Genomic DNA, 25,749 nt, shown 5'->3' with positions numbered 1-25,749 from the left:
CGAATGGATCGCGGCCTCCACTGGGCCGCAATTCATTATTGCCCGGGACCCGTGCAGGGTTTCTGAACGCAGCCGCCTCAGAACAGCAGCGAGGCCATGCGGCGGCGGTAGCGGCCCACCAGATCGTCGTCCTGGATGACCTTGAAGGCGTCGATCAGCAGTTTGCGCGGGCGGCCATCATCGTAGGTGCGGTCGCGCCGCAGCATCTCCAGGAACTGCGCCAATGCCGCCTCGTCCTCGCCGGCCAGCAGCTGCTGCACACCGCGCAGATGGCGCGCCTGCAGGTCATCGCCATCGGCGGCAATGCGCGCGTCCAGCACATCGGCAGGTGGCGCGTCCTGCAGGGCGCTGGCGAAGTCCAGACGCGCGCGGGCACGCACGGCGCGGTCATCGGTGGACAGGTTGGCCGGCAGTGCATCGATCAGCGCGCCGGCTTCGGCGGTGGCTCCGGTCTGCAGCAGGGCCAGCGCCAGGTCGAGCTTCAGCTCTTCCTTGTCCGGCTCGGCGGCGATCGCCGCGCGCAGCACGTCCACCTGGGCCTGCGGATCCAGCGGTGCCGGCTCGTCTTCGGCGGCGGCCGCGTCGGCAGGGGCTGCCGGCACCACGCCGTGCTGGGCCAGGAACTCGCGCAGCTGGCCTTCCGGCACCGCTCCCGGGAAACCGTCGACGATCTGGCCGCCCTTGACCAGAAAGACGGTGGGCACCGAGCGGATCTGGAAGGCGGCGGCGATCTGCTGCTCCTGATCAACGTCCACCTTGGCCAGTTCGAACGCACCGTTGTACTCGCCCGCCAGCTTTTCCAGCATCGGGCCCAGGGTCTTGCACGGGCCGCACCAGGTGGCCCAGAAGTCCACCAGCACCGGGGTCTGCAGGGACTTCTGCAGGACCTGGGCTTCAAAAGACTCGGTGGTGGCGTCAAAGACGTAGGAAAGATCGCTCATGGTCGGATATCAACGGGAAACAGGTAACCGAGTGTATGGTGCCGCCGCCCGCCCGACGCAACCCCACTGCCGCGTCCGCGGCAAACCGGAGACAATGCGTCCGGTAGGCAAGGCCGGGACGTCCGGCGACTTCCGGAGTGACGATGCAGGCTGCAAAACGCTGGGAACAGGGGCTGGGGGCGGCGGCCGCGGCGGTATTCGTGCTGGCGGCGACGGGGTTCGCGCTGGCCCTGCCCGCGTTCGATCCGATGCGCCATCCGTTGGCCCTGCTCGGTGCCTTGGGGGTGCCGCACGGGCGTGCCTTCAGCCTGGTGACCCTGCTGCTGCCGGGCCTGCTGGCAGCCGGGGTGGCGTTCTGCCTGCTGCTGCGCGTGCCGCGCACCGCGCCGTGGCCGCTGCGGGTGGGGGTGCAGATGCTGATGCTGGCCGCGTTGGCCTTCGCCGCGATGGGGCTGCTGCCACTGGATGCCGACGACATCGACAGCATGGCCAGCCGTTACCACGCCAGCGCGTGGATGGTGTGGGTGCTGGCCTTCGTGCCGGGCGCGCTGATGACCGCCGGGGGCGCCTGGTCGCTTTCCGGCTGGCGCCGTGCGGCCCAGCTGCACCTGGCCGGTGGGACGACGGTGCTGCTGGCCGCGTTCGTGCTGCCCGCGCTGCTGCCGGGCCCGCTGGCCCAGCTGCTGGCGTTCGGCGGCTGGCTGGTCTGGCTGGCGGCCGCACTGCCGCTGGCCCCTGCGGCGCTGCGGCCCTGAGCGCATCCCGCGCTGCGCACGTCGTTGCCGTTTCCGCTCAATCTCCTGACAATTCAACGAGATGACCTTTTCGGCGAGGGCAGATGATCGCGCCGATTGGAGCCCTTTGCCGCACTGCGGTACCCTGTGCCGCTTTGCCGCCGCATCCGTGTTTCCATGACCAGCGTCGAACCCAACGTCTACGACCCGCAGCAGGTTGAATCCGTCGCCCAGAAATTCTGGGACGCCACCCGTGCCTTCGAGGTCAACGAGTCTTCGGACAAGCCGAAGTTCTACTGTCTGTCGATGCTGCCGTACCCGTCCGGTGCGCTGCACATGGGCCATGTGCGCAACTACACGATCGGTGACGTGATCAGCCGCTACAAGCGGATGACCGGCCACAACGTGCTGCAGCCGATGGGCTGGGATGCGTTCGGCCTGCCGGCCGAGAACGCGGCGATCAAGAACAAGACGGCGCCGGCCAAGTGGACCTACGCCAACATCGGCCACATGCGCAGCCAGCTCAAATCGCTGGGCTATGCGATCGACTGGTCGCGCGAATTCGCCACCTGCACGCCCGAGTACTACGTGCACGAACAGCGCATGTTCACCCGTCTGATGCGCAAGGGCCTGGCCTACCGCCGCAACGCGGTGGTGAACTGGGACCCGATCGACCAGACCGTGCTGGCCAACGAACAGGTCATCGACGGGCGTGGCTGGCGCTCCGGTGCCCTGGTGGAGAAGCGCGAGATTCCGCAGTGGTTCCTGCGCATCACCGATTACGCCCAGGAACTGCTGGACGGCCTGGATGAGCTGCCGGGCTGGCCGGAGTCGGTCAAGACCATGCAGCGCAACTGGATCGGCCGCTCCGAAGGGCTGGAAATCCAGTTCGACGTGCGCGACGTGGACGGCAGCGCGCTGGACCCGCTGCGGGTGTTCACCACGCGCCCGGACACGGTGATGGGCGTGACCTTTGTGTCGATCGCCGGCGAACATCCGCTGGCCCAGCACGCGGCGAAGTCGAACCCGGCGCTGGCCGCACTGCTGGCCGAAATGAAGCAGGGTGGCGTCTCCGAGGCCGAACTGGAAACCCAGGAGAAGCGCGGCATGGATACCGGCCTGCGCGCCGTGCATCCGGTCACCGGGGCCCAGGTCCCGGTGTGGGTCGCCAATTTCGTGCTGATGGGCTATGGCACCGGCGCGGTGATGGCCGTACCGGGCCATGACCAGCGCGACAATGAATTTGCCAACAAGTACAACCTGCCGATCCGCCAGGTCATCGCGCTGAAGTCGCCGCGCAAGGACGAGGGCGCCTACGACGCGACGCGTTGGCAGGACTGGTACGGCGACAAGACCCGCGAGACCGAACTGATCAACTCCGACGAGTTCGACGGCCTGGATTTCCAGGGCGCCTTCGAGGCGCTGGCCGAACGGTTCGAGCGCAAGGCCCAGGGCCAGCGCCGCGTGAACTACCGCCTGCGCGACTGGGGCGTGAGCCGCCAGCGCTACTGGGGGTGCCCGATTCCGGTGATCTACTGCCCCAAGTGCGGTGCGTTGCCGGTGCCGGAAGAACAGCTGCCGGTGGTGCTGCCTGAAGACGTCAGCTTCGTCGGCACCGGTTCGCCGATCAAGGCCGATCCGGAATGGCGCAAGACCACCTGCCCCGACTGCGGCGGCGCGGCCGAGCGCGAGACCGACACCTTCGACACCTTCATGGAGTCGAGCTGGTACTACGCCCGTTACACCTCGCCGGGCGCCCGCGATGCGGTGGACAAGCGCGGCAACTACTGGCTGCCGGTGGACCAGTACATCGGTGGCATCGAACACGCGATCCTGCACCTGATGTACTTCCGCTTCTTCCACAAGCTGCTGCGTGATGCGCGCATGGTGGACAGCAACGAGCCGGCGCAGAACCTGCTGTGCCAGGGCATGGTGATCGCCGAGTCCTACTACCGCTGGAACGCGGAGAATCCGAAGGACAAGGACTGGATCAATCCGGCCGACGTGAACGTACAGCGCGATGAGCGCGGCCGCATCACCGGCGCCACGCTGATCGCCGACGGCCTGCCGGTGGAGATCGGCGGCACCGAGAAGATGTCCAAGTCCAAGAACAACGGCGTGGACCCGCAGGCGATGGTCAGCAAGTACGGCGCCGACACGGTGCGCCTGTTCTCGATGTTCGCCGCCCCGCCGGAACAGTCGCTGGAATGGAACGAAGCCGGCGTGGATGGCATGGCCCGCTTCCTGCGCCGCCTGTGGGCGCAGGTGCAGAAGCATGCGGCCGACGGCCAGGCACCGGCGCTGGATGCGGCCGCGCTGAACGCCGAGCAGAAGGCGCTGCGTCGCAAGACCCACGAAACCATCGGCAAGGTTGGCGACGACTACGGCCGCCGCCACAGCTTCAACACCGCCATCGCCGCGGTGATGGAACTGATGAACGCGCTGGCCAGGTTCGATGATGTTTCCGCACAGGGCCGTGCGGTCCGCCAGGAAGCACTGCAGGCGGCCGTGCTGCTGCTCAACCCGATCACTCCGCATGCCAGCCATGCGCTGTGGCAGGTGCTGGGCAACGCCGAGACGCTGCTGGAAGACCAGGCGTTCCCGCAGGTCGATGCCGGTGCACTGGTGCGTGATGCGGTGACGTTGGCGGTGCAGGTCAACGGCAAGCTGCGTGGCACCATCGAAGTGGCCGCCGATGCAACGCGTGACCAGATCGAGGCGCTGGGTCTGGCCGAGCCGAATGCGGCCAAGTTCCTCGACGGCCTGACCGTGCGCAAGATCATCATCGTGCCCGGCAAGATCGTGAACATCGTGGCCGCCTGAGGGCGGTCACGAACCCTGCCTCCGGTCTCAACCGACGTTCACGCGGCATCGGGCATCTTCTATGCCTGTTGCCGCGCCCGCCCGGCTCCCCCAGACTGTGCCCATGACCCGATTCCTGCTTGCCCTCGTTCTGACCACCACCCTTGCCGGCTGTGGCTTCCATCTGCGCAACAAGCTGATGCTGCCGGCCGATGCGGCGGCGGTGAAGGTGGTTTCCACTGCCCCGTACAGCGAGCTGGCCAAGCTGCTCCGTCGCGGGCTGCAGTCTTCCGGCGCGGTGGTCGCCGATGCCGACAGTGTCGATGACAGCACCGACGGTGTGCCGGTGGCACAGCTGCAGGTGGTGTCCGAGCGTTGGGGCGACCTGCCGATCGCCATCGACGCGCAGGGCCGCGCCCAGGAATACAGCCTGCGCTACGCGGTGATTTTCGTGTTCCGCCGCGAAGACGGCAGCGTGCTGGTGCCGCAGCAGGTGATCGAACTGTCGCGCGACTACGTGTCGCCGCCCACCGACGCCACCGGTACGACCACCGAGCGCGAGATCCTCGCCGATGAACTGCGCCGGGAGATGTCCGCGTCGATCCTGCGCCGCATCGACAGCGTGGTGCGTGCCGAGATGGAACACGGCCGACTGTCGGCCAAGCCGGGTGAACCGGCGGCGACGCCGGCCCAGCCGGTCGATCCGCCGCAGGGCAACTGACCCGGTCCGCACGGACCGGGCACCGGCATGGAACTGCGCCCCGAACAGCTTGCCAGCCAGCCGGCCAGCCAGGCCCTGCTGCCGGTGTATCTGATTGCCGGGCCGGAAACCCTGCGTGTGCTGGAGGCGGCTGATGCGGTACGCGCCCGTGCGCGGCGGGACGGCATCAGCGAACGTGAGGTGTTTGACGCCGACGGCCGCGATTTCGACTGGAACCAGCTCGATGCGACGTTCAATGCGCCGAGCCTGTTCAGTGCCAGGCGCCTGGTGGAGCTGCGCCTGCCCAGCGGCAAGCCGGGCAAGGACGGCGCGGAAGTGATCAGCCAGTTCTGTGCCAACCCCGCGCCGGACGTGATCCTGCTGATCACCTGCAATGACTGGAGCAAGGCCCACCAGGGCAAGTGGGCCGAGGCGGTGGGCCGCGTCGGCGTGCTGTCCGTGGCCTGGGCGATCAAACCCCACGAGCTGCCCGACTGGATCGAGCGCCGCCTGCGCCAGCACGGCCTGCGCGCCGATCCGCCGGCCGTGCAGCGGCTGGCCGAGCGGGTGGAAGGCAATCTGCTGGCGGCCGCGCAGGAAATCGACAAGCTCGCGCTGCTCGCCAAGGGCCAGACCCTGGACGTGGAGACGATGGAGTCGCTGGTGGCCGATGCCGCCCGCTATGACGTGTTCCGGCTGGTGGAAGCCACCTTCTCCGGGCAGCCAGCGGCGGTCCTGCGCATGCTCGCCGGCCTGCGCGGCGAAGGCGAAGCCGTGGCGGCGCTGACCCCGATCGTGATCCGCGAACTGCTGGCCACGGCCGGGCTGGCGCGGGTGCAGGCGCGGGGTGGCAACCTGGCCGCGGAAATGAAGAGCCGTGGCATCTGGGAGTCGCGCCAGGCGCCCTTCAAGCGTGCCTTGCAGCGCCACCCCGAGCCCAAGCGCTGGGAGCGGTTTGTGGCCGAGGCCGGGTTGGTGGACCGCATCGCCAAGGGACGCGCCGACGGCGACGCCTGGCTGGCGCTGGAGCGGCTGCTGCTGGCCGTGGCCGAGGCCCGCGCCGTGCGCCTGCTGGCGCGCGCCTGACCGATGCCGCTGCGCATCTATTACGGCGGCACGTTCGACCCGGTGCACCTGGGCCACCTGGCCATCGCACGGGCGGCACGCGACCAGCTGCAGGTGGCGGTTCGCCTGCTGCCGGCGGCCGATCCGCCGCACCGGGCCATACCGGGCGCGTTGGCGGCCGATCGCGCCACGATGTTGGCCCTGGCGATCGACGGCGAGCCGGGACTGCTGCTGGACCGGCAGGAACTGGAGCGCGCCGAGCGCCTGCCTGGCGTGCCGTCCTACACCGTGGACACGTTGCGCGAACTGCGCGAGGTGTTGGGGCCGCAACGGCCGCTGGCATGGCTGGTGGGCGCCGACAGCCTGCTGGGGCTGCCGCAGTGGCACCAGTGGGAGGCCCTGTTCGGGCTGGCCCACTTCATTGTGGCCGATCGCCAGGGCAGCGCCCTGGACCGGGCCCTGCCGCCGGCCCTCGCCCAGGCCTTGCAGGGGCGCTGGACCCGACGCGAGCAGGACCTGCTGGAAACGCCCGGCGGCCGCGTGCTGCGGCTGGAGGCCCCGCTGCGGCCCGAGTCGGCCACCCGCGTGCGCGAGCAGATCCAGGCCGGAGGGCCGTGGCAGGCGCTGGTGCCGCCGGCGGTGGCCGGGTACATCGCCGACCGCGGCCTGTACGGCGCATCCCGGACGTGAATACGCGGGCGCCCATCGCCCCGTATAATCGGCCCCACATTTATCGAGTCTCCCCGCTTTGAGCAACCAACCCCAGCCCCAGACCATCAAGGTCCAACTGCCCAGCCCCGCACCGTCCAACGATCAGTTGCTGGAGTGCGTGCGCAAGGCCACCGAAGAACTGAAGGCCAAGGATCTCGTCGAGATCGATGTGATCGGCAAGTCCAGCGTCGCCGATTACATGGTGATCGCGTCGGGCACGTCCAGCCGCCATGTGAAGTCGATCGCCGATGAGGTGGTGAAGTTCGCCAAGCAGCTGGGCGTGATGCCGCTGGGCGTGGAAGGTGAGCGCGAAGCGGAGTGGGTGCTGGTCGACCTGGGCGACGTGATTGTCCACGTGATGCTGCCGCGCGTGCGCGAGTTCTATGCGCTGGAGCGCCTGTGGACGGTCGGCGACCAGCCGCCGAGCCTGCTCGACGACGCGGACGAAGAAGACGACTACGCCGCGCGCTGATGCCGCAGGTGTGGATCGGGACAACGGCGCCGAGGGCGCCGTTGTCGTTTTTGCGGCAGACCTGCCGCCAGCAGGAGCAGTGAGATGAAAGCCAGGTTGATCGCCACCGGAGAACGCGCGCCCGCCTGGGTCGCGCAGGGCTTTGCCGAGTACCAGAAACGGCTGTCGCACTGGCTGCCGTTCGAGCTGGTGGAGATCGAGCCAGGATTGCGTGGCAAGGGCCGCGACGCGCGCCGTGCAACGGAGGACGAGGGCAAGCGGGTGATCGCGGCCCTGCCGAAGAATGCCTATGTGGTGGCATTGGACGTGCCGGGCCGCCAGCTCAGCTCCGAGCAGCTGGCACAGCGTCTTGAGCACTGGCGCGGACAGGGCAGGGACATGGCGTTCCTGATCGGCGGGCCGGAAGGCCACTCGCCGGAGGTGTCCGCGCTGGCAGATGAAACCTGGTCGATCGGGCCGCTGACGCTGCCGCACATGCTGGTGCGCCTGGTGGTGGCCGAGCAGCTGTACCGCGCCGCGGCGATGCTGGCCAACCACCCGTATCATCGGGCGTGACATCGAGCGCGAGCGAATTGCGGAAAAACGGGTTACATCCTGCGAAAAACTGGTTACAATGCGCACCCCGCCCGAATAGCTCAGCCGGTTAGAGCACTTGACTGTTAATCAGGGGGTCGTTGGTTCGAGTCCAACTTCGGGCGCCAAGTTTTGAAAAGCCTCGCAGCGATGCGAGGTTTTTTTTTGCATCGCTGGTAGCGCCGACCGCGGGTCGGCTGGCTCCGTGCAGCGCGGCACTGATCGTGGTGGGGGATGCGCGCAGAGCAGCCGGGTAGGACCCGGCTCTGCGCGGGCGCCAACAAAAAGCCCGGGCAATGCCCGGGCTTTCTGCTCGCTACGTGCGGTGGATCAGTTGAAGGTGTACTTGGCGCCGACGGTGAAGTAACGGCCAACCGCGCCGCTGAAGTGCAGCGGGTTGTAGTTGACCGCGCCGTAGGTGCTCGGATCCAGCGGAGCGATCCTGTCGAACACGTTCTGCACCGAGGCGTTGAGTTCGAACGCTTCGGTCACGTTCCAGCGACCGGACAGGTCGAAGGTGGTGAACGAGGAGATCTTCTCGACCGGCGTACCGTCTTCGTAGAAGGCCAGGTACGAACCGCCGCGGGCATCCTTGTTGTCCAGGCTGGAGATGTAGTTGGCGACGCCGCTCACGCTCCAGTTGCCCTGCTTCCAGGTGGTGCCGAAGTTGATGCGGTCCTGCGGCGTGCCGATGCAGTTGGTCACATCGCAGTTGCCGTGGGTGCCCACGTAATCGACCGTGCTGCTGCCTTCGGTGCGCTCGAACTTGAGCACGTGGCTCCACTGCATGTCCAGCTCGAGCTGGCCCGGACCGAGGTCGAAGGTCTGGCGGATGTCGGTGTCGATACCACGCACGCGCGACGAGTTGGCGTTCACGTAGGCGGTGTTGACGGCCAGGATCGTACCGGTGTTCGGCACCCCGTTGAGGTTGTTGCTGTCGCGCAGAACATTGCCGGCGGCGATCGCGTCGGCGGTGCTGCCCTGGGCGATTTCGTTGGTGCGCTTGATTTCCCACGCATCGACGGTCAGCGAGGTGGTGGAGGTCGGCTGCAGCACGATGCCCACCGAGTAGCTCTTGGACTCCTCCGGCTTCAGGCCCGGGTTGGGACGGGTGATGATGGCGACCTGACGGGCGCCGCACTCGGCCGGATCGTTGCCGCTGGCGGCGCAGCGGGCCGGATCGCGGGCGTTGGAGAAGGCGGCCAGGCCACCGTCACCGTTTTCAGCCGGGTTGGGGGCACGGAAGCCTTCGGCGTAGCTGGCGCGCAGCGCCACCCAGTCGACCGGGGTCCACTTCACGCCCAGCTTCGGCGTTGCCTTGCCTTCGCCGCTTTCGTACTTGTCGTAGCGGACGGCGGCGGACAGTTCCAGCTGCTCCAGCACCGGTGCGGACAGTTCGACGTAGCCGGCGTACACGTTCTGGGTGCCGTCATAGGCCGAGTAGCCCAGGCCGATGATGTCGCCCACGTCGGTGTAGGTCTGCGGGGTCAGGCTGTTGCTGGTACGACGCCATTCGGTACCCAGGGCCAGGCCGAGCGGGCCGCCCTTGAGGTCCATCAGGCTGCGCGACACGGTGAAGTCGAACATGTCCAGGCTGGACTTGGCGCGGGCGCTGATGGTCGGGGAGATGAAGTCATACAGCGCCTGCGTGTTCTGCCCGGCGTTGTCGCCGATGCGCCACACGCCGCCGGCGCAGTTCGGGTCGCCCAGCGCACAGCGGACCGCGCTGTAACGCAGGAAGCCGGTGCGCTTGTTGGTCAGGTCGGTACCCGAATGCAGGTAGGCGGTGTCGTAGCTCCACTCACCCCAGTTGCCCTTGACGCCGACCAGGAAGCGGTTGAACTCGTTGGTGTTGTTGGTGACGCGCGGACCCACGTCCCAGGCCGAGTAGCGCAGGCGCGAGGCCTGGCCGGGAATCGGGTTGTCCGGGTGGGTGGGGCCGAGCACCGTGGCGCCCGGGCCGCTGTTGGCATTGACCGGGCCACCGGGATAGCCCCAGCCGCCGGACACGCCGGACGGCGTATTGGAGAACACGGTCTCCTTCTTGGAGTAGCCGATCTCGGTGTAGACCTCGCCGCCTTCGCCGAAGGCGAAGCTGGCACGGCCGAACACGTTGACGTACTTCTCTTCGGGGGTCAGGTCGCGGAACTGCTGCGCCGGATCCCACAGGCAGCCCTGGGCCTGGGCGGTGGCATCGGTCTGGCCGGGAATGGTGGTCAGGCCGGCGCAGCCGGGCAGGGCGACCAGATGGCCGGTGCTGTCGAACACCGAGCCGTTCGGGCCGGTGCCGCCGGCGGTGCCGCCGCTGAGGTAGGCGCCACCGAGGAACTGCGCATCGCCGGCATCGTAGCCCCAGCGGCGGATGTCGCCGGTGCCGATCCACTTGCGGTTCTTGCGGTCGCTGATCTTGATGGCGTCGGTCTTGCCCACGTCAAGGCTGAAGAACGCGTTCCAGCCATCGGTGGCCAGGTCGCCGGTACCGGCGGTCAGCGTGGCCTTCTTGGCATCGCCGTCGCTGTCGCCGGACAGGCCGTAGGACGCGCGCAGGATGGCGCCGTTGAAGTCGCTGCGCAGGATGATGTTGACCACGCCGGCGATGGCGTCCGACCCGTAGATGGCCGAGGCGCCGTCCTTGAGGACTTCGATGCGCTCCACCGCGTCCAGCGGGATGGTGCTCAGGTCGGTGAAGACCTTCTGGCCGTCATCGGCCAGGCCATAGGTGGCCATGCGGCGGCCATTCAACAGCACCAGCGTGGAGCCGGCGCCCAGGCCGCGCAGCGAGATGCCGGCGCCGCCGCCGGCAAAGCCGTTGCCGAAGGTCTTGGGGATGGAGCCGGCGCCGTCGGCGGTGAGCGTCTGCAGGTACTCGGCCACCGTGGTCTTGCCGGTGCGGTCGATTTCCTGGCGGGTCACCACCTGCACCGGGGAGGGGGTCTCGGTGTTGGTGCGCGGAATGTTGGAACCCGTGACCGTGATCCGGTCCAGGTTGGTGGCCTGCTCCTGGGCGAAGGCAGAAGAGCTGGCCAGTGCGCCCGCCAGCAGCAGCATGCTGCCGGTCAGGGAGGTGGAAATGGAATGGGCCAGAGTATTGCGGCGGCTGCTGTCGAGCCGTTGGACCGGGTGTTTCACAGCTTCTCTCCTGACTGGAAAACCTACGATGGCGAAAGATCGGCACCGGGACGGCGGCCGACGGCGCCAATCTAGGTTTCCAGCAGGTGACGTAAGTGTGAAAAATTGCTTAACCCGCCACGCCGTCCGTCGGGAGATGGGCGGGGCGTCGTCCAGGCGCCCCGCCGTATGGACTCATCGGGGCAGCGAGAAGTCCACCGGCACCAGGCCGTCGGCGACCACCGCCTGGCCGTCACGCATGGCCGGGACGAAGCGCCAGTGGCGCAGTACCTGCAGGCGGGCGGCGCTGTCCAGGGTGCGCGAGCCGCTGCTGCGCTCGATCGTCACCTCGCTGGGGCGGCCGTCGGTACCCACCCGGACCCGCAGCAGCACCGTGCCCTGCTGACCGTCGCGAATGGCCTGGATCGGATAGGCCGGTGGCGGCGCGCTGCGGTACTGCAGTTGCACGCCCAGCGCGGGCGGCCCGCCGCTGACGGCGGTGGACGGCTCCAGCGAGGGCATGGCCGGCTCGCTGGCCGGCAGCGGCGGCACGGCCAGGCGATCGTCGGCGCTGGCGGTCGGCGGGGCCTGCGGCGGCGCGACCCGTGGCGTCGGGACCGCCGGGGCGGGCTTCGGCGGCGTCGGGTCGACGGTCACGATGTCCGGTGGCGGCACCGGCGGGGTGGGCGTGGCGGTCATCCAGCGCACGGACAGGCGGTCGCGCTGGGCAGGCGCGGCCACGTACGCGGCCGGAATCAGCAGCAGCATCAAGGCCAGCACGTGCAGGGCCAGCGCCGTGCTCCAACCGAGCACGCGGGAAACATCGAGTTGCAGGGGCATCACGGGGGGCTGCGTACGGACCATGCTCCACTCTCCTTGCCAGATGTGCGGGAACATCAACGTGCCAGCGCGGCCTGCGGGGTTGAGAGGAGGCCGCGCAATGACAGCAATACCGGAGCAGGGCATGCCCCGGAAGCCATGCGCGGGGGAGCCGTTTCACTGGCGCTCAGGAACCGGCGCCGGACAGCACGACGGCGCCCTGGGGCGCCGTCGTGGGAACCGCGTGGCGGCAGGCTCAGCGACCGAGGTCGAAGACCACGTCCAGGTTGACCGAGACGGTCGATTCGCCCGGCGAGACAGGGGTGGCGACGTCGGCGGCCATCGGCGCAGCGGCGGCACGCATCATCACCGGGCGGAAGTTGCCGCCACCGCTTTCAGAGATGCTGACAATGCGGCGCACGCGCAGGCCGAGCGACTTGGCATAGGTCTCGGCGCGGGCCTGGGCCTTCTTCAGTGCGGCCAGGCGGGCCTCGTCGTACACCGGCTCGGGCTGGTCGATCTCGAACTGCGGGCCGTTGATCTGGTTGGCGCCCTGCGCGGCCAGTGCATCGAGCACCTTGCCGAGCTTGGCGATGTCGCGGACCTTCAGGCTGACCGTGTTGCTGGCCTGGTAGCCGGTGATCTTCGGCGCTTCATTGTCCGCATAGCGGTACTGCGGGCTGAGGTTGACGCCGCTGGTCTGCACGTCGCGCTCGGCGATGCCGGCGGCCTTGATCGCCGCCAGCACCTTGACCATCTGTTCGGCGTTCTGTCGCATGGCGGTGTTGCCATCGACGGCCTGGGTGACCACGCCGGCCGAGAGCGTGGCCACGTCGGGCACGCGCCGGGCCTCGGCGTTGGCCGAGATATTGAGCAGGGTGCCGTCGGCTGCGACGGCAACGGCGGGCTGGGACTGGGCGTGTGCGGTCATCGAGGTTCCCAGGGCAAGGGACAGGGCAAGCAGCAGGGGGGACAACGAATGGCGGCGCATGTACATCTCCTTGTGAAGGCGTTGAGGTTGGTGTCGGGGCGATGAACGTGTCGTGAGCTTTGCCGGGGTCGATCACGTTTCGACACGGTTGCTCGCGATTCAGACAGTAGCCACAGGTTATGCTTCCGCGATGTTTTATCTTGCCTCCCGATCTCCCCGACGCAACCAGCTGCTCGCGCGCCTGGACCGGCCCTTCCGCGCGCTGGACCTGGACGTGCCTGAAATCCGCGGCCCCGCCGAATCGGCCACCGACTACGTACAGCGCGTGGCGGCCGACAAGGCGCGCGCGGGTCTGGCGCTGGTCGCCGACGACGCGCAGGCCGTGGTGCTTGGCTCGGATACCGAGGTGGTGCTCGACGGCCGCGTGTTCGGCAAGCCCGCCGATGCCGGCGATGCCCGCGCGATGCTGCGCGCCCTGTCCGGGCGTACCCATCAGGTGATGACCGCGGTGGCGCTGGCCGCGGCCGGGCGCCACGACAGTGTCCTGGTGGTGTCGGAGGTGAGTTTCATCGACATCGGCGACGACGCGATCGCAGCCTATGTGGCCAGCGGCGAGCCGATGGGCAAGGCCGGCGCCTATGCCATCCAGGGCGGCGCCGAACGATACATCCGCCATCTGGCGGGAAGCTATTCGGGTGTGATGGGATTGCCCCTGCAACAGACCGAGCAGTTGCTGCAGGCGTTTGGCGTTCCGCCCGCTGCTTCCACCACGCCAACGGAGGGTGTCGTCCATGTCTGAAGAAATCCTGGTCAATGTCACCCCGCGCGAAACGCGCGTTGCCGTCATCGAGAACGGCATGCTGCAGGAACTGCACATCGAGCGCGGCTGGCGTCGTGGCGTGGTCGGCAACATCTACAAGGGCAAGGTGCAGCGGGTGATGCCGGGCATGCAGGCGGCGTTCGTCGAGGTCGGGCTGGAGCGCGCCGCGTTCCTGCACGCCAACGATGTGATCCGGCCCGCCCCGGTGGCCAGCGCCGATACCGAAGGCACCACGCTGCCGCCGCCGTCGTCGGTGCCGATCGTGGAACTGCTGCGTGACGGCCAGGACATCGTGGTGCAGGTGGTCAAGGACCCGATCGGCACCAAGGGGGCGCGCCTGACCACCCAGATCAGCATTCCCTCGCGCTACATGGTGCTGCTGCCGCAGTCCAAGGTGGTCGGGGTCTCGGCCCGGATCGAGGACGAGGCCGAACGGGCCCGCCTGAAGAGCCTGGTGACCGAGCTGTCGGCCCAGCACGGCGGTTACGGCTACATCGTGCGCACCAACGCCGAGGGCCAGCCCGCTGAAGCCATCGCCGAGGACGTGGCCTATCTGTCGCGGGTGTGGAACGTGGTCGAGCGGCGCGGCCGCGATGCCGCGCCCTGCAGCGTGATCTACGAAGACCTGAGCCTGCCGCTGCGCTCGGTGCGCGACCTGATCCGCAAGGACGTGGACAAGGTCAAGGTGGACTCCAAGGAGACCTTCGCCCAGCTGCAGGCCTTCGTGGCCAAGTACATGCCGGTGCTGGCCGAGAAGCTGGAGCTGTACAGCGGCGACCGGCCGATCTTCGACATGTTCGGGGTCGAGGACGAGATCGGTCGCGCGCTCGACAAGCAGGTGCCGCTCAAGTCGGGCGGGTATCTGGTGATCGACCAGACCGAGGCGATGACCACCATCGATGTGAACACCGGTTCGTTCCTGGGCCAGCGCAACCTCGAGGAGACGGTGTTCCGCACCAACCTGGAGGCGGCACAGGCCGTGGCGCGCCAGCTGCGGCTGCGCAACCTGGGCGGCATCATCATCATCGACTTCATCGACATGGACGATGCCGAGCACCGCCGCCAGGTGCTCCGCACCCTGGAAAAGGCACTGGCCCGCGACCATGCCAAAACCACCGTGTACGAGTTCTCGCCACTGGGCCTGGTGGAGATGACACGCAAGCGCACCGTGGAAAGTCTGGAGCGGCAGCTGTCCGAGCCCTGCCCGGAATGCAGCGGCCGCGGCTCGATCAAGACCGCCGAAACGGTCACCTACGAGATCTTCCGCGAGATCACCCGGGCCGTGCGCCAGTTCGATGCCGCGCGGCTGCTGGTGATCGCCTCGACCAAGGTCGTGGCGCGCATCACCGACGAGGAATCCTCGGCGGTGGCAGAGCTGGAGGAATTCCTGGGCAAGTCGATCCGCTTCCAGGCCGACGAGCAGTATCTGCAGGAGCAGTTCGATGTCGTGCTGCTCTGACCGTCATCCGCCTGCGCCGCGCGGCGCGGGCGTCCACGCGTTGCGATGAGTACGCCGCTTCGACTGCGACTGCGAAGGATTCGCCGCCATGCTGTGTACGCCGTGGCGATCGTATTGGTCTGCGTGGCGGTGCTGGTGGGCACCGTCAGTCAGCTGCTGCCCCTGGCCGAGCGGCACCCGGACAAAGTGGCGGCCTGGCTGAGCGCGCGCGCCGGTCAGCCGGTCCGGTTCGATGGGCTGGACACCGCCTGGACCCGGCGCGGCCCGCTGCTGCAGCTCAAGGGCCTGCGCATCGGGGCCGGCGAGGGGCTGCGCATCGGCGAAGCCGAGGTGCTGGTGTCGATGTATGCCGGCCTGCTGCCGGGCCACTCGTTGACCGAGCTGCGCCTGCGCGGCGTGGCGCTGGTGCTGCAGCGTGCCGCCGACGGGCGCTGGTCGGTGCGCGGCCTGCCGCAGGCTGGCGGCGGCGATCCACTGGACACGTTGCGACGTCTCGGCGAACTGCAGGTGATCGGCGGCCGGTTGAGCGTGGATGCGCCGTCGATCGGCCTGCAGGCCGAACTGCCACGCATCGACCTGCGCCTGCGCGTGAACGGCCAGCGGCTGCGGGTGGGCGCCCGCGCCTGGGCCGACCCGGCCGCGCAGCCGCTGACCGCCGTGGTGGATTTCGACCGCCACCACGGCGACGGGCAGGCCTGGCTGGCGGCTGATCCTGCGGATTTCCGCGCCTGGTCCGGCCTGCTCAAGGCGGGTGGCGTGTCGCTGCAGCAGGGCACCGGTGAGTTCAATGCCTGGGTGGACCTGCGCGACAACAAAGTAGTGATGGTGACCTCCGATGCCGACCTGCAGGGCGTGCGCCTGCGCGGCGCACCGCTGGCCGACGGTACCCGCCCGCAGCTGGCCCTGGATACCCTGCAGCTGCGCGCCCGCTGGCGCTGGGTGAAGGGGGGCTGGCGGGCGGATGCGCCGCGGTTGCGGATCGGCATGGAAGGCCGGACCCAGCAGCTGGATGGCCTGCTGATCGCCGGCGGCCAGCAGTTCGCGTTGTCCGGCGACAACCTCGATGCCACCGCACTGCTGCGTGGCCTGGCGCTGAGCGACCGCATCGACCCGGGTCTGCGCGGCTGGCTGCACGCCGCCGCGCCGCAGGTGCGGATGAGCCGTGTGCGGGTGGCCGGGGAGCAGGGCGGTCGGCTGTCGATCGAGGGTGAACTGGATGAGATCCGCTTCGCGCCGGCCGGGCATTCCCCGGGCCTGAGCGGCGTGGGTGGCCACGTTACCGGTGACGCCGATGGGTTCGCGCTGGACCTGGTGCCGTCACGGGTGATGCATTTCGACTGGCCGACCGGTTTCGGCCAGCGCCATGACGTGCGTCTGGCCGGACGCATGGTCGCCTGGCGCGACGAGGCCGGCGGCTGGCGGATCGGCACTCCGGCACTGCGCGTGCAGGGCACCGACTATGCCGCCGATGTGCGCGGTGGGGTGTGGTTCCAGGGCGATGGCACGCGCCCGTGGCTGCAGTTGGCGGCGAAGATCGATGACGTGCCGATGACCACCGCCAAGCGCTTCTGGATCCATTCCAGGATGAGCAAGGGCGCCACTGACTGGCTCGACGCCGCGCTGGTGTCCGGGCAGGTGCGCGGCGGCGTGGGGCTGGTCACCGGCGACCTGGAGGACTGGCCGTTCGACCACAACAACGGACGGTTCGAGGCGACCGGCCACATCGACAACGGCAGCATCCGTTTCCAGCACGACTGGCCGACGATGGACAAGGTCAACGCCGGCATCGCCTTCATCGGCCCCGGCTTCGAGCTGCACGGCAGTGGCGACCTGGCCGGGGTGGCGGTGAACCACTTCGATGCCGGCATTGCCGATTTCGGCCAGACCGGCCTGTACGTAAAGGCGACCACCCGCAGTGATGCCGGCGCGCTGCTGGCCATGCTGCGCCGCAGCCCGCTGCAGGCCACTTACGGCGACACCCTGGACAACCTCACCGCCAAGGGACCGGCCGCGGTCACCTTCGACCTGCTGCAGCCGCTGCACCACGGCGACCCCGGTGGGCACCTGCAGGGCACCGTCGAGCTGGACGGTGCCAGTCTGTCGGACAAGCGCTTCGAGCTGGCCTTCGATGCCATGCGCGGGCAGGCGCGCTACGGGCGCGGCGGCTTCGACGCCAACCTGCTGTCGGTGCGCCACCTCGGCCAGGACGGCGTACTCAGCCTGCGCGCCGGCGATTATGTGCAGGACCCCCAGAAAGCCTTCGAATCCGAACTGACCGCCTCGCTCGACGCCGGCGGCCTGCTCGACCGCGCGCCGGAGCTGAACTGGCTCAAGCCCTACATCCACGGAACGTCGCGCTGGACCATCGGCGTGACCCTGCCCAAGGTCGCCGCCGGCAGCAGAACGCCGGCACCGACCGAGCTTCGTCTGCATTCGGACCTGGTCGGCACGCGCCTGGAGCTGCCGGCGCCGCTGGACAAGCCGGCCGACGTGCCGCTGGCCACCTCGGTGGCAGCGCAGTTGCCGATGGGCAGTGGCCGGGTGGATGTGGCGTTCGGCCAGCGCCTGGCCCTGGCCGCGCGCATGCACAACAACCAGACCGGCGTGCAGGTCACCCTCGGCAGTGGCCAGGTCGATCGCGAGCCGCCGGCCAGCGGCCTGGTGGTCAATGGCCGCAGCGGCTCGCTGGATGCGCTGGAGTGGATCGGCCTGGCGCGCTCGCCGGGCGGCGACGACGGCAAGGACCCGATGCCGCTGCGGCATGTGGATGTGCAGGTCGGCCAGCTGCTGCTGGCCGGTGGCGTGTTCCAGCAGACCCGTCTGCAGCTGCGCCCCACCGGCAACAGCGTGGACGTGCGCCTGGACGGGCCCTCGCTGGCCGGCCGCCTGGATGTCCCCAATGCCGATGGCGGCACCATCGTCGGCACGCTCAGCCGCGTGCATTGGCAGTCGCTGCCGACGCCGGTCAAGGCGCCGGGCGATGGCGCGCCGATCGTGCTGCCCAGCGACGCGCTGCTGGCGGCACGGGTGCAGGCCAGCGCCAACGACACCGACCCGGCCAGGATTCCGCCGCTGTCGCTGGACATCGACGACCTGCAGTTCGGCAAGGCCACGCTGGGCAAGGCGGTGCTGCGGACCCGCCCGATGGCCAATGGCCTGAGCGTGGACCAGCTGCAGTTCCGCTCGCCCAAGCAGGCCATCGATGTCCGTGGGCGCTGGATGGGCATGGGCGCGGCCGCCCGTACCCAGCTCACGGTGGACGTGAAGAGCGAGGATCTGGGGGGCTTGATGAAGAACCTGGATTACGGCGGCCAGCTGCGCGGTGGCCAGGGCCAGCTGCAGCTGCAGGCCGGCTGGCCGGGCGGTCCGTCGGACTTCCAGCTGGGCGCGCTGGAAGGGCGCCTGGACGTGCATGCCCGCAATGGCCAGCTGCTGGAGCTGGAGCCCGGCGCCGGACGCGTACTGGGCCTGCTCAGCGTGACACAGCTGCCGCGCCGGTTGATGTTCGATTTCCGCGACTTCTTCTCCAAGGGATTCGCCTTCAACCAGGTCGAAGGCACGCTGGCATTCGCCGGCGGCATGGCCACCACCGACAAGGTGCTGATCGAAGGGCCGGCGGCCAACATCAGCATCCGCGGCCAGACGGACCTGCGCCGCCAGCAGTTCGACCAGACGATCGACGTGAATCCGCGTGCCGGCAACCTGCTGACCGTGGTCGGCGCGGTCGCCGGTGGCCCGGTCGGCGCCGCCGTGGGCGCCGCCGCCAACGCGGTGCTGTCCAAGCCGCTGGGCGAAATCGGCGCCAAAACCTATCGTGTGACCGGCCCCTGGGCCGAACCCAAGGTCGAAGTGATCGACCGCGACGATGCGCCCAAGCCGGCCCCGGCCCCTGCCCGCCCGACCCCGCGCTGACCCTTTTCCCGCGCCCGGGTTGCGATGGCGACCGGCGCCCTCAGATAGATGACATGACCGACAACGCACTCTCGCTGGCCCACGACCGACTGCTCCTGCCCGCCGGGCTGGACGCCAATGGCCTGGAACGCACCTTCGGCACCCTGCTGGGGCCGGGGATCGACTTTGGCGACCTGTACTTCCAGCACGCCCGGCGCGAAAGCTGGAGCGTGGAAGACGGCATCGTCAAGGACGGTGCCCATTCGATCGAGCAGGGCGTGGGCGTACGCGCCATCGCCGGTGAGAAGACCGGTTTTGCCTATTCCGACGACATCCATCGCGATGCGCTGCTCGCCGCGGCACAGTCCGCACGTGCCATTTCCCGCGAGGGCGGGGCGCAGTCGGCGCGATCGCTGGTGCGGGGCACCGGTCGCGCCCTGTACCCGGCGCTGGACCCGATCGACGGCATGGGCAACGAGGCCAAGGTCGAGATGCTCAAGCGCCTGGACCAGTACCTGCGCGCGGCAGACCCCCGCGTGCAGCAGGTGATGGTGAGCCTGTCCGGCGGCGTGGATACCGTGCTGATCGCGCGCAGCGACGGCGTGCTGGCCGCCGATATCCGGCCGCTGGTGCGCCTGAACGTGCAGGTGATCGTGGAACAGCACGGCCGGCGCGAATCCGGCTATGCCGGCGGCGGCGGCCGCTACAGCTATGCCGATCTGTTCGCCGACGGGCGCCCGGAAGCCTTCGCCCGCGAAGCGCTGCGCCAGGCGCTGGTCAACCTGGAGGCGATCCCCGCGCCGGCCGGGGTGATGACCGTGGTGCTCGGCCCGGGCTGGCCCGGGGTGCTGCTGCACGAGGCGGTCGGCCACGGTCTGGAAGGCGATTTCAACCGCAAGGGCACCAGCGTCTACGCCGGGCGTGTCGGCGAGCGCGTGGCCGCGCCGGGCGTGACCATCGTTGACGACGGCACCCTGGACGGGCGCCGCGGCTCGCTGAACATTGACGACGAAGGCCACCCGACCCAGTGCACCACGCTGATCGAGGACGGCATCCTCGTCGGTTACATGCAGGATTCGCTCAATGCCCGCCTGATGGGCGTGGCGCCGACCGGCAACGGCCGCCGCGAATCGTTCGCGCACATGACCATGCCGCGCATGACCAATACCTACATGCGCGCCGGGCAGCACGATCCGGAGGAGATGATCCGGTCCGTCAGGAAGGGGTTGTACGCGGTCAACTTCGGTGGCGGCCAGGTCGACATCACCAGCGGCAAGTACGTGTTCTCGGCCACCGAGGCCTACCTGATCGAAGACGGGCGGATCACCGCGCCGGTGAAGGGCGCGACCCTGATCGGCAATGGCCCGGAGACGATGCAGAAGGTGCGCATGATCGGCAACGATCTGGCCCTGGACGAGGGCGTGGGCATCTGCGGCAAGGATGGCCAGAGCGTGCCGGTGGGTGTGGGCCAGCCGTCGCTGCTGATCGATGGCATCACCGTGGGCGGCACCCAGGCCTGAGCCGCCGGATGCGCCTGTCCCTGTCGCCACACCGCGCGCGGGCCAGCACATTGCTGGCGCCGCCGCGTGGGCGCGTGGACTCAGTCGTCGGCGCGATCGTCGCCGTCGGTGTCGCCGTCCGCGTCCGCGTCGGCCGCGGCGTCCGCCGCGTTCAGGTCTTCCAGGCCCAGCGCGGCGGGCAGCATCAGCCCGCGCAGCACCTGGTAGATCTCGCGGTAGGCCCGCGGCGGCTTGTTCTTGGCCCGGTCGGCCTGGGCGTTGCGCACCAGCGTGCGCAGCTGCTGGCGGTCGGCGTGCGGGTACTCGGCCAGCAGCAGGCCCAGCGCCTTGTCGCCGTCCTTCATCAGGCGCTCGCGCCAGTCCTCCACGCGGTGCATGGTGGCCACTTCACGGCGCGAGGTCTCGCTGTTGGCGTCCAGCGCGTCGCGGATCGCATCCAGCACGGCGTCGTCCTCGCGGCGCATGTGCTTGGCCAGAAACGCCAGCTGGCGCTTGTGGGCGATGTGCGCGGTGATGCGCTTGGCCTCGGCGATGTGCGGCAGCAGGTCTTCCGGCACCGGCACGCGGGCCAGCTGGGCCGGGGTCAGCGAGACCAGCTTTTCGCCCAGAGCCAGGACATCCAGCGCGTCGCGCCGGTTCTGGCTGCGGCTGATATCAAGGAATTCACCGGTTTCTTCGTCGCGTCCGCGCATCGTCTTATTTCCACATCCAGAACTGTGCCCGGCGTCGCGCCAGGCACTCACCCGTACAGGATAAAGCATTGAACGTGATCTCCCCTGAAGTCTCCCCGGCCGACGACAGCCTGCAGCGCCTGGAGCAGCTGGCCGACATCTCCCAGCGCCTGCTGGAGCGGGCCAGGGCCCTGGGCGCCAGCCAGGCCGAAGTCAGCTGCAGCGAGGAACGGGGGCTGGATGTGAATGTGCGCCTGGGCGAGGTCGAGACGGTGGAATCCACCCGCGATCGCGGCATCGCGGTGACCGTCTACTTTGGCCAGCGCAAGGGCAGTGCCAGCACCGCCGACCTGCAGGACGCCAGCCTGGAGTCCACCGTGGCCCAGGCCTGCGCGATCGCCCGGCACACCGAGGACGACGCGGCGGCCGGGCTGGCCGACGCGGCCCTGATGGCCCGCACGTTCCCCGACCTGGACGGCTGGCATCCGTGGGCGCTGGGGGCCGACGAGGCGCTGGACCTGGCCCTGGCCTGTGAAGCGGCCGGGCGCGAAGCCGACCCGCGCATCAGCAATTCCGATGGCGCCTCGGCGGCCACCGCGACCAGTCTGTCGGTGTACGCCAACTCGCACGGGTTCATCGGCCGCGAGCGCAGCAGCCACCATTCGATCGGCTGCGCGCTGATCGCCGGCCACGGCGACGGCATGCAGCGCGATGGCTGGTACAGCAGTGCGTTGGCCCGGGAGGACCTCGAATCGGCGGCGGCGATCGGCCGCCAGGCCGCGCAGCGGACCGTGGCCCGGCTGCAGCCGCGCTCGATGGCGACCGCGCAGATGCCGGTGCTGTACGCACCGGAGGTGGCACGCTCGCTGATCGGCCACCTGCTGGGTGCGGTCTCCGGCGGTGCGCTCTACCGCCGTGCCAGCTTCCTGCTCGACAGCGCAGGCACCCGCCTGTTCCCGGACTGGTTCGGCATCGAGGAACTGCCGCTGCTGCGCCGTGGCCTGCGTTCGTCGGCGTTCGACGGCGACGGGGTGGCGACCCGCGACTCGGCGCTGGTCAGCGACGGGATCCTGCAGCGCTACGTGCTGGGCAGTTACTCGGCGCGCAAGCTGGGCCTGCCGACCACGGCCAATGCCGGCGGCGTGCACAACCTCAAGGTCACCGCCAATGCGGGCGACCTGACTGCCATCGCGCGGCAGATGGGCGAGGGGCTGCTGGTCACCGAACTGATGGGGCAGGGGGTCAATGGCGTCACCGGCGACTACTCGCGCGGTGCAGGCGGGTTCCGCGTTGAAAACGGCGAGATCACCTATCCGGTGGACGGGATCACCATCGCCGGCAACCTGAAGGACATGTTTGCGAGCATCGAAGCGGTAGGTACCGATATCGACCGCCGCTCCCATGTTCACGTGGGGTCGATTCTGATCGGGCGGATGACCGTTGCCGGTAATGATTGACGTATTCTATTCAAGCTGCCCTGGCAGGCGGGGAGCCTGCCGCGCACTACCCACTTACCGCACAAGGAGCTTTACGTGAGCGAATTCGACAACGTCACCGCCCCGCCGCCGCCGCCGGCCCACACCGATCCGGTGCCGAGCGACCAGCGCACGATGGCGCTGGCCGCGCACCTGCTGGGCATCTTCACCTGGTTCATCGGCCCGCTGATCATCTGGCTGGTCAACAAGGACGACAGCAGCAAGGCATTCGTCAACGACCAGGCCAAGGAAGCGCTGAATTTCCAGATCACCATCACCATCGCGATGCTGATCTGCTTCGTGCTGATGATCGTGATCATCGGCGGCCTGCTGGCGCCGCTGGTCGGCATCCTGAATCTGGTCTTCTGCATCATCGCAGCCGTGAAGGCGAACAACGGCGAAGCCTACCGCTACCCGTTCGCGCTGCGTCTGGTGAAGTAAGCGGCCTGCTGCACGCGCGGCAGTCCCAAGGAAAACGCCCGGCACTGCCGGGCGTTTTTTTTGTGTTCTTCCCGGTAACGAAAGGCCCGGCATCGCCGGGCTTCACATCAATGATTGCGCTCGACCGCCAGCCGTCCCAGGGCACGCAATGCGTCGGCGCGGTCGTCGTAGCCGGCCAGGCTGTCGTGCATGCGCGCGCTGAGTGCAGCCAGTTCGGCCTTGGCACCCTCCATGCCGAGCAGCGCGGGGAACGTCGATTTTTCCTGTGCCTGGTCCTTGCCGGCGGTCTTGCCGAGCTGCTCGGAGCTGGCTTCGACATCGAGGATATCGTCGCGCACCTGGAACGCCAGGCCGAGCGCGTTGGCGAAATCGTCGAGCTGCAGCAGGTCGGTCTGCGGTGCATCGCCGCACAGCGCGCCCATCCGCACGGCCGCGCGGATCAGCGCGCCGGTCTTCAGTGCATGCATGCGCTGCAGCGCCTCCAGCGGCTGTGCATGGCCGGTGGCGTCGATGTCGAGTGCCTGGCCACCGCACATGCCTGCGGCGCCGGATGCATGGGTCAGCGCCTGCAGGCAGTGCACGCGCAGCAGCGCCGGCAGTGCGGCATCGGCAAGCAGCCCGAAGGCACGGGTCTGCAGCGCATCGCCGGCCAGGATCGCGGTGGCTTCGTCGAAGGCGATGTGCGTGGTGGGGCGACCGCGGCGCAGCGCGTCGTCATCCATCGCCGGCAGGTCGTCATGGACCAGCGAATAGGCGTGGATCAGCTCGACCGCCGCGGCCGGCGCATCCAGCGCGTGTTCGTCCGCGCCAAAAATCCGCCCACTGGCGTAGACCAGCAGCGGGCGCATCCGCTTGCCACCGCCGAGCACGGCGTAACGCATCGCCTGGTGCAGGCGCTGCGGCGAGGATTCCGGAGAAGGCAGGCTGGCGTCGAGCTGGCTTTCAATGCGGTCGCGCCATCGCGCGAACGTGGACTCAACCGTCATGGCCGGGCGGATCGAAGCTGTCGGCCGCGTCCGGCTGGGCCGGATCGCGGAGCAGGCGCACGCGCAGTTCGGCCTGTTCCAGCGCCTGCTGGCACTGGCGGTACAGGCCCACACCACGTTCGTAGGCGCTGAGCGACTGTTCCAGGCTCATCTCGCCGGTTTCCATCTTCTCCACCAGGTGCTCGAGTTCTTCCAGCGACTGCTCGAAGTGGGCGACCGGGGAGGTTTCGTTGGGGGACTTCTTGGGCATGCCGCAAGTGTGATGCGCGCGCCCGGTGGGGTCAATTCACGCGCTGCCCGGCGTCCACTGCAGGTGGGCGTGGTGTTCATCCAGCCACTGCTGCAGCGTTGCGGCGATCACCCGGTCGCCAGCGGCAACCAGCGTGTCGTCCTGGAACAGCAGCGGCAGCTGGCGGCGCTGCCACGGTGGCAGTCCACGCTGCTGCAGCAGGTCTTTGAGCGCGTGTGAATGGGTGCGGCCGGGCAACTGGATGCGTTCGCCACCCCGCCGCGCACGGACCTGGACCGGCGTGGGCAGGCGTGTGGCGCCGAGCAGCGCCAATTGGCCACCGTCGGGCAGCGCCAGCACTGCCCGCCCGTCCCAGTGCACGCTCCAGTGCGGGGGCAGGGCCAGGGTAACGGAGAGCAGGTGCAGCTCACCGCGCCAGCGACGGATGCGTGCGCCCTGCCAGGCGAACTGCGCATCGGCGTCCGGTGCGGCAGGCAGCAGGTCCTGCTCGATCGCGTCCACGCCTGCGGCCGGCAGCGGCGGCAACCCGCTGTTGCGCACCCAGCGCCGCAGCAGGCGCGCCCGGCGCTCGGCAGGCAGCCGTTGCAGCGGGGTGATGGACATCACCCCCGGGGCGATCAGGCAACGTCGCAGCGCGTCGCGATCGGTGCTGTCCAGCAACCGCTGCGACTGCGCGCACAGTGCGGCGCTGCGCGCGAACGCGGCATCGGCCTGTGGCCAGCGTTGCTGCAGCAGCGGCATCACGTGCAGGCGCAGGAAATTGCGGTCGGCATCGTCGCGCGCATTGCTGGGGTCGTCGATCCAGTGCAGGCCGTGCGTGCGGGCGTGGTCGAGCAGGGCGCTGCGCGGCACCTGCAGCAGCGGGCGCCAGACCGAACCGGCAGCGAACCCGGCATGGGCCTGGATCGCCGCCAGCCCATCCACGCCCGAGCCGCGCAGCGCACGCAGCAGGAAAGTCTCGGCCTGGTCGTCGCGATGGTGGGCCAGCGCCAGGCGCTCGCCGGGGCGCAGGGCATGGGCGAAGGCGTCGCGGCGTGCGTTGCGGGCGGCCGCTTCCAATCCCTGGCCGCTGTCGCGCGCCACATCGACATGGATCACCTGCAGCGGAATCTCCCAATCGGCGCAGATGGCCCGGCAGTGGTCGACCCAGCCATCGGCGGCGGCCTGCAGGCCGTGGTGGACGTGCAGCGCGCGCAGCCCGGCCGCGCGCTGTGCGGGCATCGCCGCCAGCCAGTGCAGCAGGACGGTCGAATCCAGCCCTCCACTGAAGCCGACCAGCACCGGAGTGGGGGTGTCGGGAGAAACGGGCAGGTCGATCGGCATCGGGTCCGGCATGGCTCAGGCAGGCCGGCAGTATCGGGTCTGGTGGTCATCGCCGCC

The 25,749-nt window shown here is 69.0% G+C and carries 21 protein-coding genes and 1 tRNA gene; 14 read left to right on the top strand and 8 right to left on the bottom strand.

From position 1 onward, the window contains the following. Positions 1-77 precede the first annotated feature (77 nt). Complete coding sequence (gene trxA, locus OC534_RS09320; protein ID WP_153165206.1) at positions 78-941, bottom strand: thioredoxin; 864 nt, start codon at positions 939-941, stop codon at positions 78-80. A 143-nt stretch (positions 942-1,084) separates the two neighbouring features. Between trxA and OC534_RS09315 the strand changes: the two genes are divergently transcribed. The 8 genes from OC534_RS09315 (at position 1,085) to OC534_RS09280 (ending at position 8,126) form a co-directional block, all read left to right on the top strand. After that, complete coding sequence (locus tag OC534_RS09315; protein ID WP_136003151.1) at positions 1,085-1,696, top strand: DUF998 domain-containing protein; 612 nt, start codon at positions 1,085-1,087, stop codon at positions 1,694-1,696. Positions 1,697-1,852: 156 nt separating this feature from the next. Beyond that, positions 1,853-4,498 (top strand): leucine--tRNA ligase, encoded by a 2,646-nt coding sequence (gene leuS, locus OC534_RS09310; RefSeq protein WP_017356012.1) that lies wholly within the window; start codon positions 1,853-1,855, stop codon positions 4,496-4,498. A gap of 103 nt (positions 4,499-4,601) precedes the next feature. Then, positions 4,602-5,198 carry an LPS assembly lipoprotein LptE gene (gene lptE, locus OC534_RS09305; protein ID WP_017356013.1) on the top strand — a complete coding sequence of 199 codons (597 nt, stop codon included), beginning with the start codon at positions 4,602-4,604 and terminating at the stop codon, positions 5,196-5,198. A 27-nt stretch (positions 5,199-5,225) separates the two neighbouring features. Then, entirely contained in the window at positions 5,226-6,263 is a 1,038-nt protein-coding gene (holA, locus tag OC534_RS09300) for a DNA polymerase III subunit delta (protein ID WP_136003152.1), read from the top strand. 3 nt (positions 6,264-6,266) lie between these two features. Then, positions 6,267-6,932, top strand: coding sequence for a nicotinate-nucleotide adenylyltransferase (gene nadD / locus OC534_RS09295; RefSeq protein WP_136003153.1), 666 nt, complete (start codon positions 6,267-6,269; stop codon positions 6,930-6,932). A gap of 58 nt (positions 6,933-6,990) precedes the next feature. Next, on the top strand, positions 6,991-7,425 hold the full coding sequence (gene rsfS, locus OC534_RS09290) for a ribosome silencing factor (protein ID WP_136003154.1): 435 nt from the start codon (positions 6,991-6,993) through the stop codon (positions 7,423-7,425). Between the two features lie 84 nt (positions 7,426-7,509). After that, positions 7,510-7,980: a 23S rRNA (pseudouridine(1915)-N(3))-methyltransferase RlmH gene (gene rlmH / locus OC534_RS09285; RefSeq protein WP_136003155.1), complete on the top strand. Its 471-nt coding sequence runs from the start codon at positions 7,510-7,512 to the stop codon at positions 7,978-7,980. Positions 7,981-8,049: 69 nt separating this feature from the next. Further along, positions 8,050-8,126 (top strand) — tRNA-Asn (locus tag OC534_RS09280). A gap of 202 nt (positions 8,127-8,328) precedes the next feature. Here the strand turns inward: OC534_RS09280 and OC534_RS09275 are convergent. The 3 genes from OC534_RS09275 to OC534_RS09265 form a co-directional block, all read right to left on the bottom strand. Next, a complete protein-coding gene (locus tag OC534_RS09275; protein ID WP_136003156.1) occupies positions 8,329-11,127 on the bottom strand; it encodes a TonB-dependent receptor in 2,799 nt (932 codons plus the stop codon). A 174-nt stretch (positions 11,128-11,301) separates the two neighbouring features. Then, a complete protein-coding gene (locus OC534_RS09270; protein WP_136003157.1) occupies positions 11,302-11,970 on the bottom strand; it encodes an energy transducer TonB in 669 nt (222 codons plus the stop codon). Between the two features lie 211 nt (positions 11,971-12,181). Next, positions 12,182-12,916, bottom strand: coding sequence for an SIMPL domain-containing protein (locus OC534_RS09265; RefSeq protein ID WP_153165203.1), 735 nt, complete (start codon positions 12,914-12,916; stop codon positions 12,182-12,184). Between the two features lie 130 nt (positions 12,917-13,046). Here OC534_RS09265 and OC534_RS09260 point away from each other — a divergent pair, with 130 nt between their 5' ends. The 4 genes from OC534_RS09260 to tldD are packed head-to-tail and all read left to right on the top strand — an operon-like array spanning position 13,047 to position 20,546. Continuing rightward, complete coding sequence (locus OC534_RS09260) at positions 13,047-13,655, top strand: Maf family nucleotide pyrophosphatase (protein WP_262071704.1); 609 nt, start codon at positions 13,047-13,049, stop codon at positions 13,653-13,655. After that, the gene (gene rng, locus OC534_RS09255) at positions 13,648-15,135 is read left to right on the top strand and encodes a ribonuclease G (protein ID WP_136003158.1); all 1,488 of its coding nucleotides are present in this window, start codon (positions 13,648-13,650) and stop codon (positions 15,133-15,135) included. Before OC534_RS09260 ends, rng begins: the two co-directional genes overlap by 8 nt. A 45-nt stretch (positions 15,136-15,180) precedes the next feature. Further along, positions 15,181-19,047, top strand: coding sequence for a YhdP family protein (locus OC534_RS09250; protein ID WP_262071693.1), 3,867 nt, complete (start codon positions 15,181-15,183; stop codon positions 19,045-19,047). Positions 19,048-19,100: 53 nt separating this feature from the next. Continuing rightward, positions 19,101-20,546, top strand: coding sequence for a metalloprotease TldD (tldD, locus tag OC534_RS09245; protein WP_017355120.1), 1,446 nt, complete (start codon positions 19,101-19,103; stop codon positions 20,544-20,546). A gap of 80 nt (positions 20,547-20,626) precedes the next feature. Here tldD and yjgA read toward each other — a convergent pair whose 3' ends face one another. Then, positions 20,627-21,238: a ribosome biogenesis factor YjgA gene (gene yjgA / locus OC534_RS09240; protein ID WP_136003161.1), complete on the bottom strand. Its 612-nt coding sequence runs from the start codon at positions 21,236-21,238 to the stop codon at positions 20,627-20,629. Between the two features lie 68 nt (positions 21,239-21,306). On the opposite strand from yjgA, the gene pmbA reads away from it, so the two are divergent. Further along, positions 21,307-22,674, top strand: a complete 1,368-nt coding sequence (gene pmbA / locus OC534_RS09235) for a metalloprotease PmbA (protein ID WP_136003162.1) — start codon at positions 21,307-21,309, stop codon at positions 22,672-22,674. Positions 22,675-22,749: 75 nt separating this feature from the next. Further along, complete coding sequence (locus tag OC534_RS09230; RefSeq protein WP_017355123.1) at positions 22,750-23,133, top strand: DUF4870 domain-containing protein; 384 nt, start codon at positions 22,750-22,752, stop codon at positions 23,131-23,133. A gap of 107 nt (positions 23,134-23,240) precedes the next feature. On the opposite strand, the gene OC534_RS09225 is transcribed toward OC534_RS09230, so the two are convergent. Genes OC534_RS09225 through tilS form a run of 3 tightly spaced genes read right to left on the bottom strand, consistent with a single transcriptional unit; the run spans position 23,241 to position 25,704 of the window. Next, entirely contained in the window at positions 23,241-24,119 is an 879-nt protein-coding gene (locus OC534_RS09225; RefSeq protein WP_017355124.1) for a farnesyl diphosphate synthase, read from the bottom strand. After that, on the bottom strand, positions 24,109-24,369 hold the full coding sequence (locus tag OC534_RS09220) for an exodeoxyribonuclease VII small subunit (RefSeq protein WP_136003164.1): 261 nt from the start codon (positions 24,367-24,369) through the stop codon (positions 24,109-24,111). The genes OC534_RS09225 and OC534_RS09220 overlap by 11 nt, the downstream gene beginning before the upstream one ends. Before the next feature lie 36 nt (positions 24,370-24,405). Beyond that, positions 24,406-25,704: a tRNA lysidine(34) synthetase TilS gene (gene tilS / locus OC534_RS09215; protein ID WP_136003165.1), complete on the bottom strand. Its 1,299-nt coding sequence runs from the start codon at positions 25,702-25,704 to the stop codon at positions 24,406-24,408. Positions 25,705-25,749: the final 45 nt, after the last annotated feature.

It is taken from the genome of Stenotrophomonas sp. Marseille-Q5258, assembly GCF_946900935.1.
GTDB lineage: Bacteria > Pseudomonadota > Gammaproteobacteria > Xanthomonadales > Xanthomonadaceae > Stenotrophomonas > Stenotrophomonas nematodicola.
The sequence above is the reverse complement of the archived record's forward strand: the minus strand, read 5'-3'. Positions and strand labels throughout refer to the sequence as shown.